12 protein-coding genes and 2 riboswitches are annotated in these 15,641 nt (G+C 64.5%); of the genes, 9 read left to right on the top strand and 3 right to left on the bottom strand.

Annotated elements, in window-relative coordinates:
- Positions 1-50: 50 nt before the first annotated feature.
- On the bottom strand, positions 51-1,304 hold the full coding sequence (locus AWB76_RS14825; protein WP_061160908.1) for a D-amino acid dehydrogenase: 1,254 nt from the start codon (positions 1,302-1,304) through the stop codon (positions 51-53).
- A gap of 70 nt (positions 1,305-1,374) precedes the next feature.
- A riboswitch (glycine riboswitch) is annotated at positions 1,375-1,454 on the bottom strand.
- 3 nt (positions 1,455-1,457) lie between these two features.
- A riboswitch (glycine riboswitch) is annotated at positions 1,458-1,549 on the bottom strand.
- 89 nt (positions 1,550-1,638) lie between these two features.
- Positions 1,639-2,565 (bottom strand): LysR family transcriptional regulator, encoded by a 927-nt coding sequence (locus AWB76_RS14820; RefSeq protein WP_061160861.1) that lies wholly within the window; start codon positions 2,563-2,565, stop codon positions 1,639-1,641.
- Between the two features lie 154 nt (positions 2,566-2,719).
- Between AWB76_RS14820 and speB the strand changes: the two genes are divergently transcribed.
- The 4 genes from speB (at position 2,720) to betA (ending at position 8,595) form a co-directional block, all read left to right on the top strand.
- The gene (gene speB, locus AWB76_RS14815) at positions 2,720-3,694 is read left to right on the top strand and encodes an agmatinase (RefSeq protein WP_061160860.1); all 975 of its coding nucleotides are present in this window, start codon (positions 2,720-2,722) and stop codon (positions 3,692-3,694) included.
- Between the two features lie 87 nt (positions 3,695-3,781).
- Positions 3,782-5,290, top strand: coding sequence for an aldehyde dehydrogenase family protein (locus AWB76_RS14810; RefSeq protein WP_061160859.1), 1,509 nt, complete (start codon positions 3,782-3,784; stop codon positions 5,288-5,290).
- Positions 5,291-5,335: 45 nt separating this feature from the next.
- A complete protein-coding gene (locus AWB76_RS14805; protein WP_061160858.1) occupies positions 5,336-6,865 on the top strand; it encodes a purine-cytosine permease family protein in 1,530 nt (509 codons plus the stop codon).
- Between the two features lie 38 nt (positions 6,866-6,903).
- Entirely contained in the window at positions 6,904-8,595 is a 1,692-nt protein-coding gene (gene betA, locus AWB76_RS14800) for a choline dehydrogenase (RefSeq protein ID WP_061160857.1), read from the top strand.
- 63 nt (positions 8,596-8,658) lie between these two features.
- Here betA and AWB76_RS14795 read toward each other — a convergent pair whose 3' ends face one another.
- Positions 8,659-9,279 (bottom strand): cysteine hydrolase family protein, encoded by a 621-nt coding sequence (locus tag AWB76_RS14795; protein WP_061160907.1) that lies wholly within the window; start codon positions 9,277-9,279, stop codon positions 8,659-8,661.
- Positions 9,280-9,443: 164 nt separating this feature from the next.
- On the opposite strand from AWB76_RS14795, the gene AWB76_RS14790 reads away from it, so the two are divergent.
- From AWB76_RS14790 to AWB76_RS14770, 5 genes are all read left to right on the top strand, one after another.
- Positions 9,444-11,141: a 5-guanidino-2-oxopentanoate decarboxylase gene (locus AWB76_RS14790; protein ID WP_074171355.1), complete on the top strand. Its 1,698-nt coding sequence runs from the start codon at positions 9,444-9,446 to the stop codon at positions 11,139-11,141.
- On the top strand, positions 11,138-12,616 hold the full coding sequence (locus tag AWB76_RS14785; protein ID WP_061160855.1) for an aldehyde dehydrogenase family protein: 1,479 nt from the start codon (positions 11,138-11,140) through the stop codon (positions 12,614-12,616). Before AWB76_RS14790 ends, AWB76_RS14785 begins: the two co-directional genes overlap by 4 nt.
- A 161-nt stretch (positions 12,617-12,777) precedes the next feature.
- A complete protein-coding gene (locus AWB76_RS14780; RefSeq protein ID WP_061160854.1) occupies positions 12,778-13,875 on the top strand; it encodes an ABC transporter substrate-binding protein in 1,098 nt (365 codons plus the stop codon).
- A gap of 5 nt (positions 13,876-13,880) precedes the next feature.
- Positions 13,881-14,801, top strand: coding sequence for an ABC transporter permease (locus AWB76_RS14775; RefSeq protein WP_061160853.1), 921 nt, complete (start codon positions 13,881-13,883; stop codon positions 14,799-14,801).
- Positions 14,798-15,640 (top strand): ABC transporter permease, encoded by an 843-nt coding sequence (locus AWB76_RS14770; protein ID WP_061160852.1) that lies wholly within the window; start codon positions 14,798-14,800, stop codon positions 15,638-15,640. The genes AWB76_RS14775 and AWB76_RS14770 overlap by 4 nt, the downstream gene beginning before the upstream one ends.
- The last annotated feature ends 1 nt before the right edge of the window (position 15,641 follow it).

Below are 15,641 nucleotides of genomic sequence, written 5' to 3'. Positions count from 1 at the left end.
TTCCGTGGGCATGCGCGCGGCCTTATCGACGAGGCCGCGCGCGATTCACCTCATGCGGCGCGACGCAACTCCGCCGCGCACGGCGACGCGTCCAGCAAGATCGCATCGGCGACAGACTCCGCGGTCGCCGCGGATAAGGTCCATCCGAGATGACCATGTCCGGTGTTGTAGTAGACGCCGGCCCGCTTGCCCTGCCCGACGCGCGGCAGCATGCTCGGCATCATCGGGCGAAGACCCGCCCACGGAATGACTCGCGCCGTCGACGTATCCGGGAACAATTCACGCGTCCACGCGACGAGCGGCGCGATGCGATCGGCCCTGATATCGCGATTGAAGCCGTTGATCTCCGCTGTCCCGGCAACGCGAAACCGGTCGGCTCCGAGACGGCTCGTCACGATCTTCGCCTTGTCGTCGAGCAGGCTGACCCACGGAGCCGCCTGACGGCTCGCTTCGTCGTCGAGGCATACGGTGATCGAATAGCCCTTCACCGGATACACGTTCACGTGGTCGCCGAGCATCTGCGCGAACTCGCGGCTTCTCACGCCCGCACATACGACGATGCGATCGAACCCGCTCGCGTGCGCATCGTCGGCGTGATGCGTGCGGATGTCGAAACGCCCATTGCGCGTCTGGTCGATCGATGCGATTTCCGTGTCGTACCTGAATTCGACGCCGTGCCTCACGCACGCTTGCGCGAGTCCGCGCGTGAACTTGTGGATGTCGCCGGTGGCGTCCGATGGCGTGAAGAAGCCGCCGTAGAACTCGCCATGCAGCGCCGGTTCGATCCTGCCGATCTCGCTGCCATCGACGGCGTACCGGTCGAGACCGCCTTCGCGCAGAAGCTCGTTGACCTTCGCGGCTCCATCGTAGTCCTTGCTGTTTCGATAAACATGCAGAATGCCGCGGCGCTCCAGATCGAAGTCGATCCGCTCGCGCTCCGCGATCGCATAAAGATGACTGCGCGCCGCAAGCGCCAGGCGCACGGTCTCGATGGTGTTCGCGCGGTAATTGCCGATCTGTCGCAGGAACTCGCCCATCCACGAATACTTGTGCCAGGAAGGCGATGGATTGAGGAGCAACGGCGCATCGCGCGTGAGCATCCAGCGCAGCCCTTTCACGACGGTGGCGGTGTGATTCCAGACTTCCGCGTTACTGACGGACAACTGGCCGCCGTTGGCGAAGGAGGTTTCCATCGCCGCATAGCGATGACGTTCGAAGACGGTGACGTCGAAGCCACGGCGAGCGAGGGCGTAAGCGGTCGTGACGCCGGTGATGCCGGCGCCGATGATGGCGATTCTTGACATGACATGGTCCAGATTGCGTTGAGCATGTGCCGGCGCGACGCGATGTGCGTCCATTCCGGCTCCCTGCCCCATCTGTCCATGTACCTGAGAGTTTCGATCCCGCGTGGCGGGAAATCCCCTTCGGTGGGCGCAGCGCGCCTCTCTCCAGATCGTTCGTGCGGCGCGGTCCTTTGGCCTGAGAGTTTCCGGGGCGGTTGCTCCGTCGGCGCCGTCATGAGGATGACGGTCTCTCCCGCGCTGCATTCGAGAACATTCGCACGATAGCGTTACGAATTACCGCACGCAAGCGATTTTTGAGACGGACCGTCATCGCGCCCGTCGCGACGCGCGAAGCTCAGTTATCGGGGCAAGTCGATCGCAATGTTTCCTGGCACGCCTGCAGATCCGCCATGAACACCTTGAGGATCGACGGCATCGATGCCCCGCGTCGCGTGATCGCGCAGAACGGCCAGTCGCCGCCGAAGCGCCCGGCGCAGATTCTGCGCATGTCGCCGCTCTCGACCCATTTGCTCGCATAGTGATTGGGCAGAAAGCCGACGTACGCGCCCGACAGAATGAGGATGGCCTGCGCCTCGACGTTATCGACGGTGGCGGCCGCCTTGCTCGCGCTCAACATGCGCAGATCGTGTTGCTGAAAGTAGCCGCGCGCGACGATCCGGCTTTCCGCGATCGCTTCGGAAGACACGTCGGCATCGAACGCGCGTGCGTAGAGCGGGTTGCCCTTGCCGCAATAGAGGCCATCCGGTTCGACGTAAAGCTCGTCGTACCGCAGCCCCGGCACGTGGATCGGAAAGTGGCCGATCGCGATATGCAGCCGGCCGTCGAGCACGCGTTCCTCCAGTTCGGCCGGCGAGCCGACGTAGACGTCCACGTGCACGTCGTGCCCGCGCGATACGAACTTCTGCAACGCATGCGGCAACGGCGAAGTCTTGTCGGACACCGTGTTGTCGATGGTCCCGAGGTAGAGCTTTCCCGAGATGTGCTTCTTGAGCGCATCGGTATCCATGCAGAACGCTTCCACCGCGATCTGCAAACGTTGCGCCGCTTCGTACGTCGCAATGCCGTGCTCGGTCAGCCGGAAGCCGCCGCGGCCGCGCTCGCACAGCTTGAGCCCGAGGCGGGTTTCGAGCGTCGTCATCTGTTCGCTGATCGTCGACTGGCTCACGTTCAGGCTCGCCTGCGCAGCGGAAAAGCCGCCGCACCGCACCACGGCCATGAAGACGCGCAGCAGCTTGAGATCCACGTCCTGCAACTGGGTCATCGGGTTCGCGCCTCCTCGCGTCGTTGCTTCGGATTATCCGATGTGAACATCCGATACTCGTGATTTTTACGGCCGTCATTCCTGTTCATAGTTTCGCAAAACAACGCGCGGGCTCAAACCCGCGGTCCCATCTGACAGAACAGGAGATGCTGAAATGCAGGGCAACAGCTATGAATCCGGGCGGCTCAATCTGCCGTTCGTCGGCCATTGCACGTTCGCGAAGTCGCCGGTATGCCTCGACTGGAACCGGATCGACGCCGACGTCGCCATTCTCGGCGCGCCGAACGACATGGGCACGCAATGGCGCTCCGGCGCGCGCTTCGGGCCGCGCAGCATCCGCGAGGCGTCGACGCTGTTTTCGTTCGGGCACGCGGGCGCCTACGATCACGAAGACGATGTGCTGTATCTGAGCCGCGATCAGTTGCGCATGGTCGATGTCGGCGATGCCGATATCGTGCACACCGACATGGAGAGCAGCAACGCGAACATCGAATTCGCGGTGCGCAAGATTCTCGAATGCGGCGCGATGCCCGTCACGCTGGGCGGCGACCATTCGATTCACGCGCCCGTGATCAAGGCGTTCGAGGGCAAGGGACCCATCCATATCGTCCACTTCGATGCACACCTGGATTTCGTCGACGAGCGTCACGGCGTGCGCTACGGCCACGGCAATCCGCTGCGGCGCGCGTCCGAGATGGCGCATATCGTCGGCATGACGCAGCTCGGCATTCGCAACGTGTCGTCGTCGAACCGCGACGACTATGACGCGGCGCGCTCTGCCGGCTCCGAGATTCTGTCGGTGCGCGACGTGCGCCGGCTCGGCACGGAAGGCGTGCTTGCGCGGATTCCCGAAGGCGCGGCCTACTATATAACCATCGATATCGACGGCTTCGACCCGTCCATCGCGCCCGGTACGGGGACGCCCAGCCACGGCGGCTTTCAGTACTACGAGGTGCTCGAGATCATCCAGGCGCTCGCCCGGCGCAGCCACGGAAACATCATAGGAATGGACCTCGTGGAAGTCGCGCCCGCCTACGATCCCGCCGGCGTCACACCGATTCTCGCCGCTCAACTGCTGATGAATTCCATCGGCTTCATCTTTCACGAGCGCAGCAAGGCCCGACGCTGACGAACGCGCCAGCAACGGCCGGTTCATATCGATATCGACATTCACGGGGCTCGACATCATGAAGCCCCGGACATACAGGAGACGACGTTGGATACCCTTGTCCGCGACTATCTGGAGCGCTTCGGCGTTCAGGAAGCCACCACGCGCTTTTTGAACAAGCCGCAGAAAATGTTCATCGGCGGCGAGTGGGTGCGCGGCGCCGCGGAAGAAGCGCTCGATGTGATCGAGCCGTCGACGACCGGCGTCATCACGCAGATTCCGCTCGCCACGATCGACGATCTCGATCGCGCGGTCCGCGCCGCGCGCACGCAGTTCGACGGCAGCCCGTGGCGCAAGCTCAAGCCGCTGGAACGGGAGCGCCTGCTGCATCGGCTCGCGGATCTGATCGAAGCGAACGCGACCGAGCTTGCGGAAATCGAATCGATCGACATGGGCAAGTCCGCCGCGCAGGCGCGCGACGTCGACGTGCAGGGCACCATCGACACGTTCCGCTACTTCGCCGGATGGGCATCGAAGCTGCACGGGCGCACGGTAGAGCCTTCGCTGCCGGGCGATTACGTCGCCTACACGCGCAAGGAGCCGGTCGGCGTCGTGGGCATCATCGTGCCGTGGAATTTCCCGCTTCAGACGATGGCGTGGAAGCTCGCCGCCGCGCTTGCCGTGGGCTGCACGGCGGTCATCAAGCCGGCCGAGCTCACGTCGCTGTCGACGCTGCGTTTCGCCGAACTCGTGCAGGAAGCGGGCATTCCCGATGGCGTCGTCAATGTCGTGACGGGACGCGGCGGCGTGATCGGTGCGGCGCTCGCGCGTCATCCCGGCATCGACAAGCTCACGTTCACCGGCTCGACGAACGTCGGGCGCGACGTGGGACAGGCGGCCGTGCAGGATATCCGCCGCGTGACGCTGGAACTCGGCGGCAAGTCGCCGGTGCTCGTGCTCGACGATGCGGACGTCGACGCCGCCGCGCGCGCCGTCGCGAACGGCATGTTCTTCAACTCCGGTCAGGTCTGCGACGCGGGCACGCGCGTGTATGTCCAGCGCAAGATTCACGAGCGCTTTCTCGGCGCGCTCATCGACTACACGCGCACGTTGAAGATCGCGCCGGGCCTCGATCCCGACTGCTTCATCGGTCCTCTGGTGTCGGCGCTGCAGAAGGAACGCGTGAGCGCGTATATCGACGCGGGACGTCGCGAAGGCGCCGAACTCGTCTACGGCGGACGCAAGCGCGAAGAAGCCGGATATTTCGTCGAGCCCGCGATCTTCGCCCACTGCAACAACGCGATGAAGATCGTCCGCGAAGAGATCTTCGGACCCGTGCTGGTGACCTCGCCTTTCGACGACATCGACGAAGCCGTGAAGCTCGCGAACGACTCGCCCTATGGCCTCGCCGCGGCCATCTATTCGAACGATGTAAATCGCATCCACACGCTCGTGCCGCAACTGCGCGCGGGCAGCGTCTACGTGAACGCGCACAGCACGATCGACCCGGCGATGCCGTTCGGCGGCTTCAAGGAATCCGGTTTCGGCAAGGATCTCGGGATGGAGCAGCTCGACCATCTGACGGAGACGAAAGCCGTCTGGATCACCTTGCACTGAGCGTCTTTCCCTCTTACGGCATCAGCATACTGATCGAGGTACGCGATGAAATCATATGAAAGCGCGGCAGGCGCGAGCGCAAATTCGGCGGCGGCGAGCGAACACGGCGCGATAGAAGGTCATTCGATCGACTTCATTCCCGAGCACGAGCGAACCGACCGCTTGTCCCGCCAGGGACCGTTCTGGTTCCTCGGCAATTTCACCTTCTTCACGATGACGATCGGCTTCGTCGGACCGAGCGTCGGTCTCACATCGTGGTGGACGACGGTCGCCGGCACGCTCGGCATCATGTTCGGAACGCTGTTCATGGCGTTTCACGGCTCGCAAGGTCCGCATCTCGGCTTGCCGCAGATGATCCAGTCGCGCGCGCAGTTCGGTTATCGCGGCGTGATTCTGGTGCTGTTCGCGACCTTGTTCGTCTTCGCGGGCTTCAACATCGTCAATCTCGTGTTGATGATGCAGGGACTCAAGACGCTGTTCGGCTGGGACCCGGTCAGGATCGCGCTCGCGGTCACCGTGCCCGCATCGATACTCGCCGTGCTCGGCCACGACTGGATGCATCGCAGCTTCAAGTGGGCGCTCTATCTGTCGCTGCCGCTGTATGGCCTCGTCACGCTCGCGGTGCTGATGCATTGGGTGCATGACATCCCGTTGCCCGCGGCGGCGGCGGGCGCGAATCCTCCGGCGCCGCTCGGCTTCAACTGGACGGGATTCATCGCGCAGTTCGCGGCGGCGGCCAGCTACAACATCGCCTATGCGCCGTACGTGTCCGACTACTCGCGCTATCTGCCGAAGAACACGCCGGGCGGCAAGCTGATCGCGGCGGTGTTCGTGGGCGCGTCGCTGTCGGGTGCGTGGATGATCGCCGTCGGCGGCTGGCTCGCGGATCACCTGCATGCGAGCGATGTGCTCGTCGCGCTCAATCAGGTCGGCAGCGATCTCGCGCCGGGTCTCGGCAGTGTGTTCGTCGGTGTGACGATTCTCGCGTTCCTGCCCGTCATCGCGATGAACATCTACAGCGCGAAGCTGACCGCCATCACCGGAGTCGACTCGTTCAGGAAGATCCGGCCGACGGCGAGGACGCGCATCGTCGCGGTGCTCTTCGTCGTGTGCCTGCAACTGGGCGTGGCGCTGAGCATCTACACGTCAGGCAAGGGATTGTCGGTGCTGAACATCTACCTCGTCGTGATGCTGTACTTCCTCGTGCCGTGGACGGCGGTCAATCTCACCGACTATTTCTTCGTCCGCAAAGGCCGCTATGCGATTCCGCATTTCTTCATGCCGCGCGGCAGTGTGTACGGCACATGGGGTGCGCGTGGACTGACCTCGTATGTGATCGGCTTCGCCGCGATGATCCCCTTCTTCTGCATCTTCGATGGTCAGGACGAAGTCTATGTCGGTCCGCTCGCACGGGCGATCGGCAGTGTCGATCTCGCATGGCTGGTCGGTCTGATCGTCTCGGGCATCGCGTACTTCCTGCTTGCCCGTTCGCTCGACATGCGAAAGGAAGAAGTGGTGATCCATCACATCGAAAAGACCCAGCCCCAGTACACGACCGGCGACAAGCGCTTCTGACACGGCTCGTCACCCACGATTGAGAAACAGGAAAAGACATGTCAACCGATCAATACGATTACATCATCGTCGGTGCGGGTTCGGCCGGATGCGTGCTGGCCAACCGCCTCTCCGAAGACCCGTCGGTGCGCGTGCTGGTGCTGGAATACGGCGGCAGCGATCGCAGCATCATCATCCAGATGCCGAGCGCCTTCTCGATGCCGATGAACACGAAGAAGTACAACTGGAAGTACGAGACCGCGCCGGAACCGCATCTCGACGGGCGCCAGCTGCATTGTCCGCGCGGCAAGGTGCTGGGCGGGTCGTCGTCGATCAACGGTCTCGTCTACATTCGCGGCCACGCATACGACTTCGACGAATGGGAATCGCTCGGCGCGCGCGGCTGGGGCTATGCGAACTGCCTGCCGTATTTCCGGCGCGCGGAGAACTACAAGTTCGGCGGCGATCTGTATCGCGGCGAGAGCGGGCCCTTGTCGACGAACAACGGCAACAACATGCGCAATCCGCTTTACGGCGCATGGGTCGAAGCGGGTGCGCAGGCGGGCTACATCAAGACGGACGATTGCAACGGCTACATGCAGGAAGGCTTCGGCGCGATGCATATGACCGTCAAGGACGGCGTGCGCTGGTCCACCGCCAACGCGTACCTGCGGCCGGCGATGACGCGGCCCAACTTGCACGTCGTGACCAATGCGATGACACGTCAAGTGCTGATCCAAGGCAAGCGCGCGGTCGGCGTCGTCTACGATCAGGGCGGCGTGCGCCATACCGCGCGCTGCCGCAGCGAAGTGCTGATCTCGTCAGGGCCGATCGGTTCGCCGCATCTGCTTCAGCGCTCGGGCATCGGACCGGCGGACGTGCTGCGCCGCGCGGGCGTCGAGGTCCGGCACGATCTGCCGGGCGTCGGAGAAAGTCTGCAGGATCACGCCGAGATCTATATCCAGTACGCGTGCAAGCAACCGGTCACGCTCAACAGCAAGATGGACCCGTTCAGCAAGTTCATGATCGGGCTGCGCTGGCTGCTGTTCAAGGATGGGCTCGGGGCCAGCAATCATTTCGAAGCGGGCGGCTTCATTCGCTCGGAAACAGGTCTGCGCTGGCCGGACATCCAGTTCCACTTCCTGCCCGCCGCGATGCGCTACGACGGCGACAAGCCGCTCAAGGGGCATGGCTTCATGATCCTCACCGGACCCAACAAGCCGAAGAGCCGGGGTTACGTGCGCCTGAACGCAGCGGATCCTTACGTGCATCCCGAGATCCGCTTCAACTATCTCGAACGGGAGGAAGACCGCGAGGGATTCCGGCGCTGCGTGCGTCTCACGCGGGAAATCATCGCGCAGCCGGCGATGGACCCGTTCCGCGACGTCGAGCTCGCGCCGGGTCCGGACGTGCGGACGGACGCCGAGATCGACGCCTTCGTCCGCGCGAACCTGGAAAGCACGATGCATCCGTGCGGTTCGTGCCGCATGGGCGAAGACGAGATGGCGGTGGTGGATTCCGAACTGCGGGTACGCGGCGTGGACGGGCTGCGCGTGATCGACTCCTCCGTTTTTCCGACCGAACCGAACGGCAACCTGAACGCGCCCACGATCATGCTCGCGGAACGGGCCGCCGACCTGGTCAAAGGCGTGCCGACGCTCGAACCTTCGCACGCGGAAGTCGGACTCGCGGACGGTTGGGAAACGCGGCAACGTACGCATCAGCCCAAACGCAAGTTGCATCACGTGTGATCTTCAGGGGCCGGCTCGTGGCGGGTTTCCGCACGTTTCACGTGGTGCGCGAGCGCACGCCGGCTAGTCGAGCAACCGCAAGGCATCCTCGAGCGACAGCACCGTCGTGCGCGAATCGAACGCGGTCGAGAAGAGATGTTCATGCACCACCGGATCCGGGTCGTAACAACAGTCCTTGACCGTGTACAGGCGGAAGTCCGCATCGCTTGCATACGCGACCGACGACAGCACGACACCGGTCGACGCGATGCCGACCATGATCAGCGAATCGATGCCTCGTGCGCGAAGCCGTTCCTCCAGACCGGTGCCGAAGAACACGCTGGCACGGTGCGCGATGATAAGCGGTTCGTCATCGCGCTGGCCTAACTCCGGCGCGGTCCGGTCGCCGGTAAAGAGACCGAGCCGCTTGATTCCCTGTCCGTTCCGGTTCAGCGGGCTGACCTCGGGATAGCCCGGACTGAACCGCAAATTGGCGAAATAGACGCCGACGCCCCTCGCCCGCGCTGCGTCGCATAGCTTGCGCGTATTGGCGAGCAGGGCCGGCGCGACCGATGGGAAAAGCCCCAGAATATCGGTCTGGTAATGCATGACGATAAGCGCGGTTCGCGCCGGCACGATGGCTGGACTCTGCGCGGACGGTGCGTTCATGGTCACCTCTCCTTGTCGTGGAATACGGTCAAGCATCGGAACCGATCGACGCCCCGCGGTGGATATCGTATTCGACTTTCCATGCAGGAAAGTCATGCGCCTCATGAGATCTTTTCGATTGTCGTCGCGACTCGGCCACGTCGAGAATGGTTGCATCCCGACCGCGTCCGCGGTGAGACCAACCAGGAATGCGACGACCGATGAACCTTCGCGAATCCACCAAACACTTCGACGAACGCACGGCAAGAGCGGCAAATGGCCGTGCGGACGCATGTCCTCGAACCTGCGGCGAAACGCTCGTCACATTGCTCGAGACCTACGGCGTCGATTACGTATTCGGCATACCGGGTGTGCATACCGTGGAGCTTTATCGCGGGCTTGCGCGCTCGTCGATCCGGCACGTGACGCCGCGTCACGAACAGGGCGCGGGCTTCATGGCCGACGGATACGCACGTGTCACGGGCAAACCCGGCGTGTGCTTCATCATCACCGGGCCGGGCATGACCAACATCGCGACCGCCATGGCGCAGGCCTATGCCGACTCCATTCCGATGCTCGTGATCTCGAGCGTCAATGCGCGCGGACACCTCGGCAACGGAGACGGACGCCTTCACGAACTTCCTTCGCAGCACGAAGTATTCGACGGCCTCGCTGCGTTCTCTCACACCCTGCTGGATGCCGCCGAGCTGCCTCAGGTGCTGGCGCGCGCATTCGCGGTGTTCGAGAGCGCGCGGCCGCGGCCCGTCCATATCGAGATTCCGCTCGATGTCATCGTCTCCCCGGCGAATACTGTCAAGACGACGCCCGCCGTGCACGCGGCGAAGCCCACCGCGCATCCTGACGCGCTCGCCTGTGCCGTGGACCTCCTCGCCGATGCCCGGCGCCCGCTGATTCTCGCCGGCGGCGGCGCAGCGCACGCCGCAGTGGAATTGCGCGAACTCGCCGAGCGGCTGCAGGCGCCCGTGGCGCTCACCACCAACGCCAAAGGACTGCTCCCGTGCGACGCGCCGCTTCTCATCGGCTCGACGCAATCGCTGCCGCCGACGCGCACGATGATTCGCGAAGCCGACGTCGTGCTCGCGGTCGGCACCGAACTCGGCGAGACCGACTACGACGTGTTCTTCGACGGCGGGTTCGCGATCGCGGGACAACTCATCCGCATCGATATCGATGCGCAGCAGGTCATGCGCAACGCTCAGCCGGATGTGGCTATCGTCGGTGATTCGCGCGAGACGTTGAGCGCACTGTCGACGAGACTGCACGAGCAACCAGTGCGTCCCGCGTCGCCGGACTGGGGCGCCGCGCGCGTGACGGCGGTGCGCGACGCCGTCTTCGCCGGCTTCGACGCCGCGATGCGATCGCAGAAGCGCCTGATCGACACGATCGTCGGCGCCCTGCCCGGCGTCATCATTGCGGGCGATTCGACGAGCCCGGTCTATGCCGGCAATTTTCTCCACGATGCACCCGCACCGCGCTCATGGTTCAACTCGTCGACCGGCTACGGCACGCTCGGCTATGGCCTGCCCGCCGCGATCGGCGCGAAGCTCGCCGCGCGTGAGCGGCCCGTCGTGTGCCTGATCGGAGACGGCGGCCTCCAGTTCACGCTGCCGGAACTGGCGAGCGCGGTCGAAGCGCGCGTGCCCGTGATCGTGCTGCTGTGGAACAACTTCGGTTACGGCGAGATCCGGAAATACATGGAGCAGCGCGATATCTCGCCCGTCGGCGTCGATATCTACACGCCCGACTTCATCGCGCTCGCGAAAGCCTTCGGATGCGAAGCCGCGACCGTCGACAAGCCGCAAGCGCTCGACGCGCAATTGCGACGAGCGGTATCGCGCGATATCCCGACCGTGATCGAGGTCCGCGAAGGCGACTGGTTCGCGCGGGTGCCGTCATGAGCGCGCAGGCACGCCCCGTTTTCGATTTCCCGCTGCGCACGCGGCTCTTCATCGACGGCAGCTGGTGCGCGCCGGAGACGAGGCAGCGGCTGCCCGTCGTCGATCCGTCGACGGAAGAAACGATCGTCGAAGTGGACGCCGGAAGTCCCGCCGATGTCGATCGCGCGGTGCGCGCGGCATCGCGCGCCTTTCGCGCCTGGAAGCAGACATCGGGCGCGGAACGGGCAGGCTTTCTGCGTGCCATCGCGCGCGGCGTGGAGGCGCATGGCGAGCACCTCGCCGCGCTTCAGTCGCTCAACAACGGCAAGCCGATTGCGGAATCGCGCATCGATGTCGGCGACGTGATCGCGACCTTCGACTATTACGCCGACCTGGCGCAAACGCTCGATGTGCCCGAAGAAGCGATCGCAATACCGAGCAGCGATCATCGCGCCGTGATCCGCCGTGAACCGGCGGGCGTGGTCGGTTTGATCGTGCCGTGGAACTTCCCGATGGTCACGACGGCGTGGAAGCTCGCTCCCGCGCTCGCAGCGGGGTGCACGGTCGTGCTGAAGCCGTCCGAATTCACGCCCTTGCCGGAGCTGGAACTCGCCGCGATCGTGGAGCGCGCGGGTCTGCCGCCGGGCGTGTTGAACGTCGTGCCGGGCACCGGCACGGAGGTCGGTGCGGCGCTCACGATGCATCCGCTCGTGTCGAAGGTGTCGTTCACCGGCAGCACGGCGGTCGGCGAGCAGGTCATGAAAGCGGCGGCGCAATCCATCAAGGGCGTGAGCCTCGAACTGGGCGGCAAGTCGTCGATCGTCGTGTTCGCGGACGCCGACCTCAATCTCGCCGTCGATCTCGTCGTGGGCGGCGCGTTCTTCAATGCCGGACAGATGTGCTCGGCCACGTCGCGCGTGCTCGTCGAGCGCTCGCTCGCGCCGGCGCTGATCGCGCGCCTCGCCGACCGGGTGGCGCGAACCGTCGTCGGCGATCCGTTTGCCGCGGGCGTGCAGATGGGGCCGCTGACGAACCGCCCGCAGTATGAACGCGTGCAACGTTTCATCGCACGGGGCAAGGCGGACGGGGCGAGCCTCGTGGTCCAGGGCGAAGCGCCGGATGGAGCCGGATATTTCGTCAAGCCAACGATGTTCGTCGATGTGCCCACGAGCAGCGCCGTATGGCGCGAAGAGATCTTCGGTCCCGTGTTGTGCGTGCGCAGCTTCGATACCGAAGACGACGCGATCGACGCGGCCAACGACACCGAGTTCGGGCTGGTCGCAACCGTCGTCACCCGGGACGAGGCACGCGGCGAGCGCATGGCCGGCGCGCTGCAGGCGGGCGTCGTCTGGATCAATTCACCGCAACTGATCTTTCCTCAGACTTCCTGGGGCGGTTACAAAAAAAGCAGTATCGGCCGCGAGCTCGGCCCGTTCGGACTCGCCGCATTCCAGGAGATCAAGCAGATCGTGCGCGCGGCGGCCGTCCCCGATTGAAAGGCTTTTAGAAGCCCGAGCCATGCATTCGGCTCATGGCAACCATGCCGAGAATTCGATTGTTGCCGAAATTTTGCATCCCTAGAGTGTTCTCACCGACGCCGTTGTCGATTGACTTACCGCATTGACCGACTGCTGCACCTTTCACCGAGGAGTGAGCCATGCAGGACATCAAACGAGGCAGAAGGCAGGCCATCAAGACCATCGGCATGGCGCTCGCCGCGTCGAGCCTGCCGATGCCGTTCATCAGCACGGCGAAGGCGCAGGAAAAGAGCTTTGCCGGCAAGACGCTGCGTCTGCTGACGTGGTCGGACGACACCGGCGCCGCGGCATTGCGCAACATCGCCGCGACCTTCAGTCAGAAGACCGGCGCGCAGGTCGTCGCCGATCGCGCCGACGGCACGTCCGGCATGGTGGCGAAGGTGAAGGCGGCCGGCGACAGGCCGACCTACGACGTGATCACGCTCGCGGGCGTGGGCGCTTCGGGCCTCGCGGACGCGGGCCTGCTGATGAAGCCCGATCTGAACAAGCTGCCGAACCTGAAGGATGTCGGCGCGCAATACCGCACCGGCGCCAATGGCTTCGGCATCGGCTATCTGCTGTGGTCGGACGGCCTCGTGTACAGCACGTCGTCGGTGAAGACGGCGCCTTCGAGCTACGAGGCGCTCTGGGATCCGAAGTACGCGGGCCGAATCTTCCTGCCGCCGCCGGAATGGGCTGAAGCGGTCGATCTCGCGATCATCGCCGCGAAGATGGCCGGTGGCTCGCAGCAGAACATCGAGCCGGGCTTCAAAAAGCTCGCGCAACTGAAGGATCGCGTGCTCACGCTCGGCGAGAATCCGAATCAGGTCGCCGATCTGTTTCGCACCGGATCGCTGGATATCGGCGGCATCTACTCGCCGGCGTTCTTCCCCAATCAGTTGCGCAAGCCCGAGTACAAGATGGCCGTCACGTACGGCATGAAGGAAGGCTTCGCCACGCAGTTGATGTTCACGGTCATCCCGAAGGCGCATCCGGGCGACATCGATCTGATCCACGCGTTCATCAACCATTCGCTCGACGCCGGCGTGCAAGGCCGCATGGCCGCCGACGTGCTGAACGGTCCGGTGAATTCGAAAGCGGTCATCCCCGCCGAAAGCCGCGCGTTCGTGCCCTCGCCCCAGCAAATCGCCGAGAACGCCGTGCTGCACGACGACAAGGCGCTGGCGGCGGTCCAACCGGCGTGGATCAAGCGCTACACGGAAATCTTCTCGGCCTGACATCCATGTCCGCACTTCTCTTCCGCCGCAGGGCAGCCGCGATGACGGACGTCGACACCGGGCAGTCCGCGGCGCCCGCGCTGCCCAGAGTGCCGCCCTGGATTCTCCTTGCGCCGATCCTGGCCTTTCTCGCCGTGCTCGTCGCAGCCTCGCTCGCGGTGCTGCGCATGAGCTTCGGCGTGCCGGGGAACGAGTGGCACGCGCTCACGCTGCGCAACTATGCGGACCTCGCCGATTCGTACTTCCTGCATTCGCTCTGGCTCACCCTGAAGCTCGCGTTTCAAAGCATGGTCTGCGCGGTGCTGCTGGCGATTCCCGTGGGGCTGGCAATGGCGCGCACCGAATCGCGGCTCGCTCGCCGTCTTCTTCTTGCGGGCGTGCTGCTGCCGCTGCTCGTCAACCTGCTGCTGCAAGGCTATGGCTGGCTCGTGATGCTGGGGCCGGCCGGCATGCTGAATCACGCGCTGCTCGCCGCCGGGATCGTCCACCGTCCGGTGCAGTGGCTTTATCGCGAGAACGGCGTGCTCCTCGGCCTGATCCAGACCGCGTTCCCGCTTGCCGTGCTGCCGCTCGCGAGCGCGATGCGCGCCATCTCGCGCTCCTACGAAGAGGCGGCTGCAACGCTCGGCGCGACCCGCTCGCAGACGCTGCGCCACATCGTGCTGCCGCTCGCGATGCCCGGTCTCGTGTCCGGCGCCCTGCTCGTCTTCGCTTACAACGCAAGCGCGTTCGCCGTGCCGCTGCTGCTCGGCGGGCGTCGCGTGCCCATGCTCGCCGTGCTCGTGCACGACCAGGTGGCGCCGCTTCTGAACTGGCCGGCGGCGTCGGCATCGGGGGTGGTGCTGATGGTGGCGACGCTCGTCGTCATATCGGTTTCGCAACGGCTCGTGCGCGGCATGCAACGCACGGAGGAGTCCTGCTCATGAGCACCCTGCGCCTCACCGCGATCATGCCGGGACGGCTCGGCCGCGCGACCAGCCTCTTCGCGACCATCGTGCTGTTTCTCGCGGCCCTGCCGATCCTGACGATGATCACGATGTCGTTCGGCGATTCGGATACGCTCGAATTCCCGCCGCAGCACTTCGGTCTGCGCTGGTATCACGCCGCGTGGCATACGTTCCTGTCGCCCGATGCGAGCGACGTGCTCTCGATGGGCGCCGCCCTGACCACGAGCCTCATCGTCGCGATCTCGACGATGATCATCGCCACGGCGGTCTCGGTGCCCGCCGCCTACGCGCTGTCACGCTACCGCTTTCGCGGCAAGGCCGTGATCGAACAGCTCGTCGCGCTGCCGCTCGTCTATCCGCTCGTGATGCTCGGGCTTTCGCTGCTGCTCGTGTTCAACGTGCTTCCCGTCGAGCTCGGCATCCTGCGGCTCATCATCGCGCACGTGATTCTCGCTCTGCCGTTCACGGTGAAGAACTGCGCGGCATCGGTGGCATCGATCGGCTCCGAGTTCGAGGAGGCCGCGTGCGTGATGGGCGCGAGCCCGCGCCGCGCGATCGTCGATGTGGTCCTGCCGCTCATGCGGCCGGGCATTCTCGCCGGCATGCTGTTCGCCTTCATCATCTCGTTCAACGAATTCACGGTGACGTTCTTTCTGTACGGCATCAATACGATGACGCTGCCGATCTGGCTGTACAGCCGCACCGTGTCCTCGCTCGATCCGACCGTGTTCTCGTTCGCGGTCGTCATCGTGCTGATCGATTTCGCATTGATCTGGCTGCTCGAAAAACTGGTCGGCGACGAAGGCGTCGCGCTGTGAA

It is taken from the genome of Caballeronia temeraria, from assembly GCF_001544795.2.
Classification (GTDB): Bacteria; Pseudomonadota; Gammaproteobacteria; order Burkholderiales; family Burkholderiaceae; genus Caballeronia; species Caballeronia temeraria.
Note: the sequence above shows the minus strand (reverse complement) of the source record. Positions and strands in the feature narration are given on the sequence as shown.

Bases quoted from the DNA above. Each gene is read 5' to 3' on its own strand.
- AWB76_RS14825 (WP_061160908.1), bottom strand. From the start codon at position 1,304: ATGTCAAGAATCGCCATCATCGGCGCCGGCATCACCGGCGTCACGACC.
- AWB76_RS14820 (WP_061160861.1), bottom strand. From the start codon at position 2,565: ATGACCCAGTTGCAGGACGTGGATCTCAAGCTGCTGCGCGTCTTCATG.
- speB (WP_061160860.1), top strand. From the start codon at position 2,720: ATGCAGGGCAACAGCTATGAATCCGGGCGGCTCAATCTGCCGTTCGTC.
- AWB76_RS14805 (WP_061160858.1), top strand. From the start codon at position 5,336: ATGAAATCATATGAAAGCGCGGCAGGCGCGAGCGCAAATTCGGCGGCG.
- betA (WP_061160857.1), top strand. From the start codon at position 6,904: ATGTCAACCGATCAATACGATTACATCATCGTCGGTGCGGGTTCGGCC.
- AWB76_RS14795 (WP_061160907.1), bottom strand. From the start codon at position 9,279: ATGCTTGACCGTATTCCACGACAAGGAGAGGTGACCATGAACGCACCG.
- AWB76_RS14790 (WP_074171355.1), top strand. From the start codon at position 9,444: ATGAACCTTCGCGAATCCACCAAACACTTCGACGAACGCACGGCAAGA.
- AWB76_RS14785 (WP_061160855.1), top strand. From the start codon at position 11,138: ATGAGCGCGCAGGCACGCCCCGTTTTCGATTTCCCGCTGCGCACGCGG.
- AWB76_RS14780 (WP_061160854.1), top strand. From the start codon at position 12,778: ATGCAGGACATCAAACGAGGCAGAAGGCAGGCCATCAAGACCATCGGC.
- AWB76_RS14775 (WP_061160853.1), top strand. From the start codon at position 13,881: ATGTCCGCACTTCTCTTCCGCCGCAGGGCAGCCGCGATGACGGACGTC.
- AWB76_RS14770 (WP_061160852.1), top strand. From the start codon at position 14,798: ATGAGCACCCTGCGCCTCACCGCGATCATGCCGGGACGGCTCGGCCGC.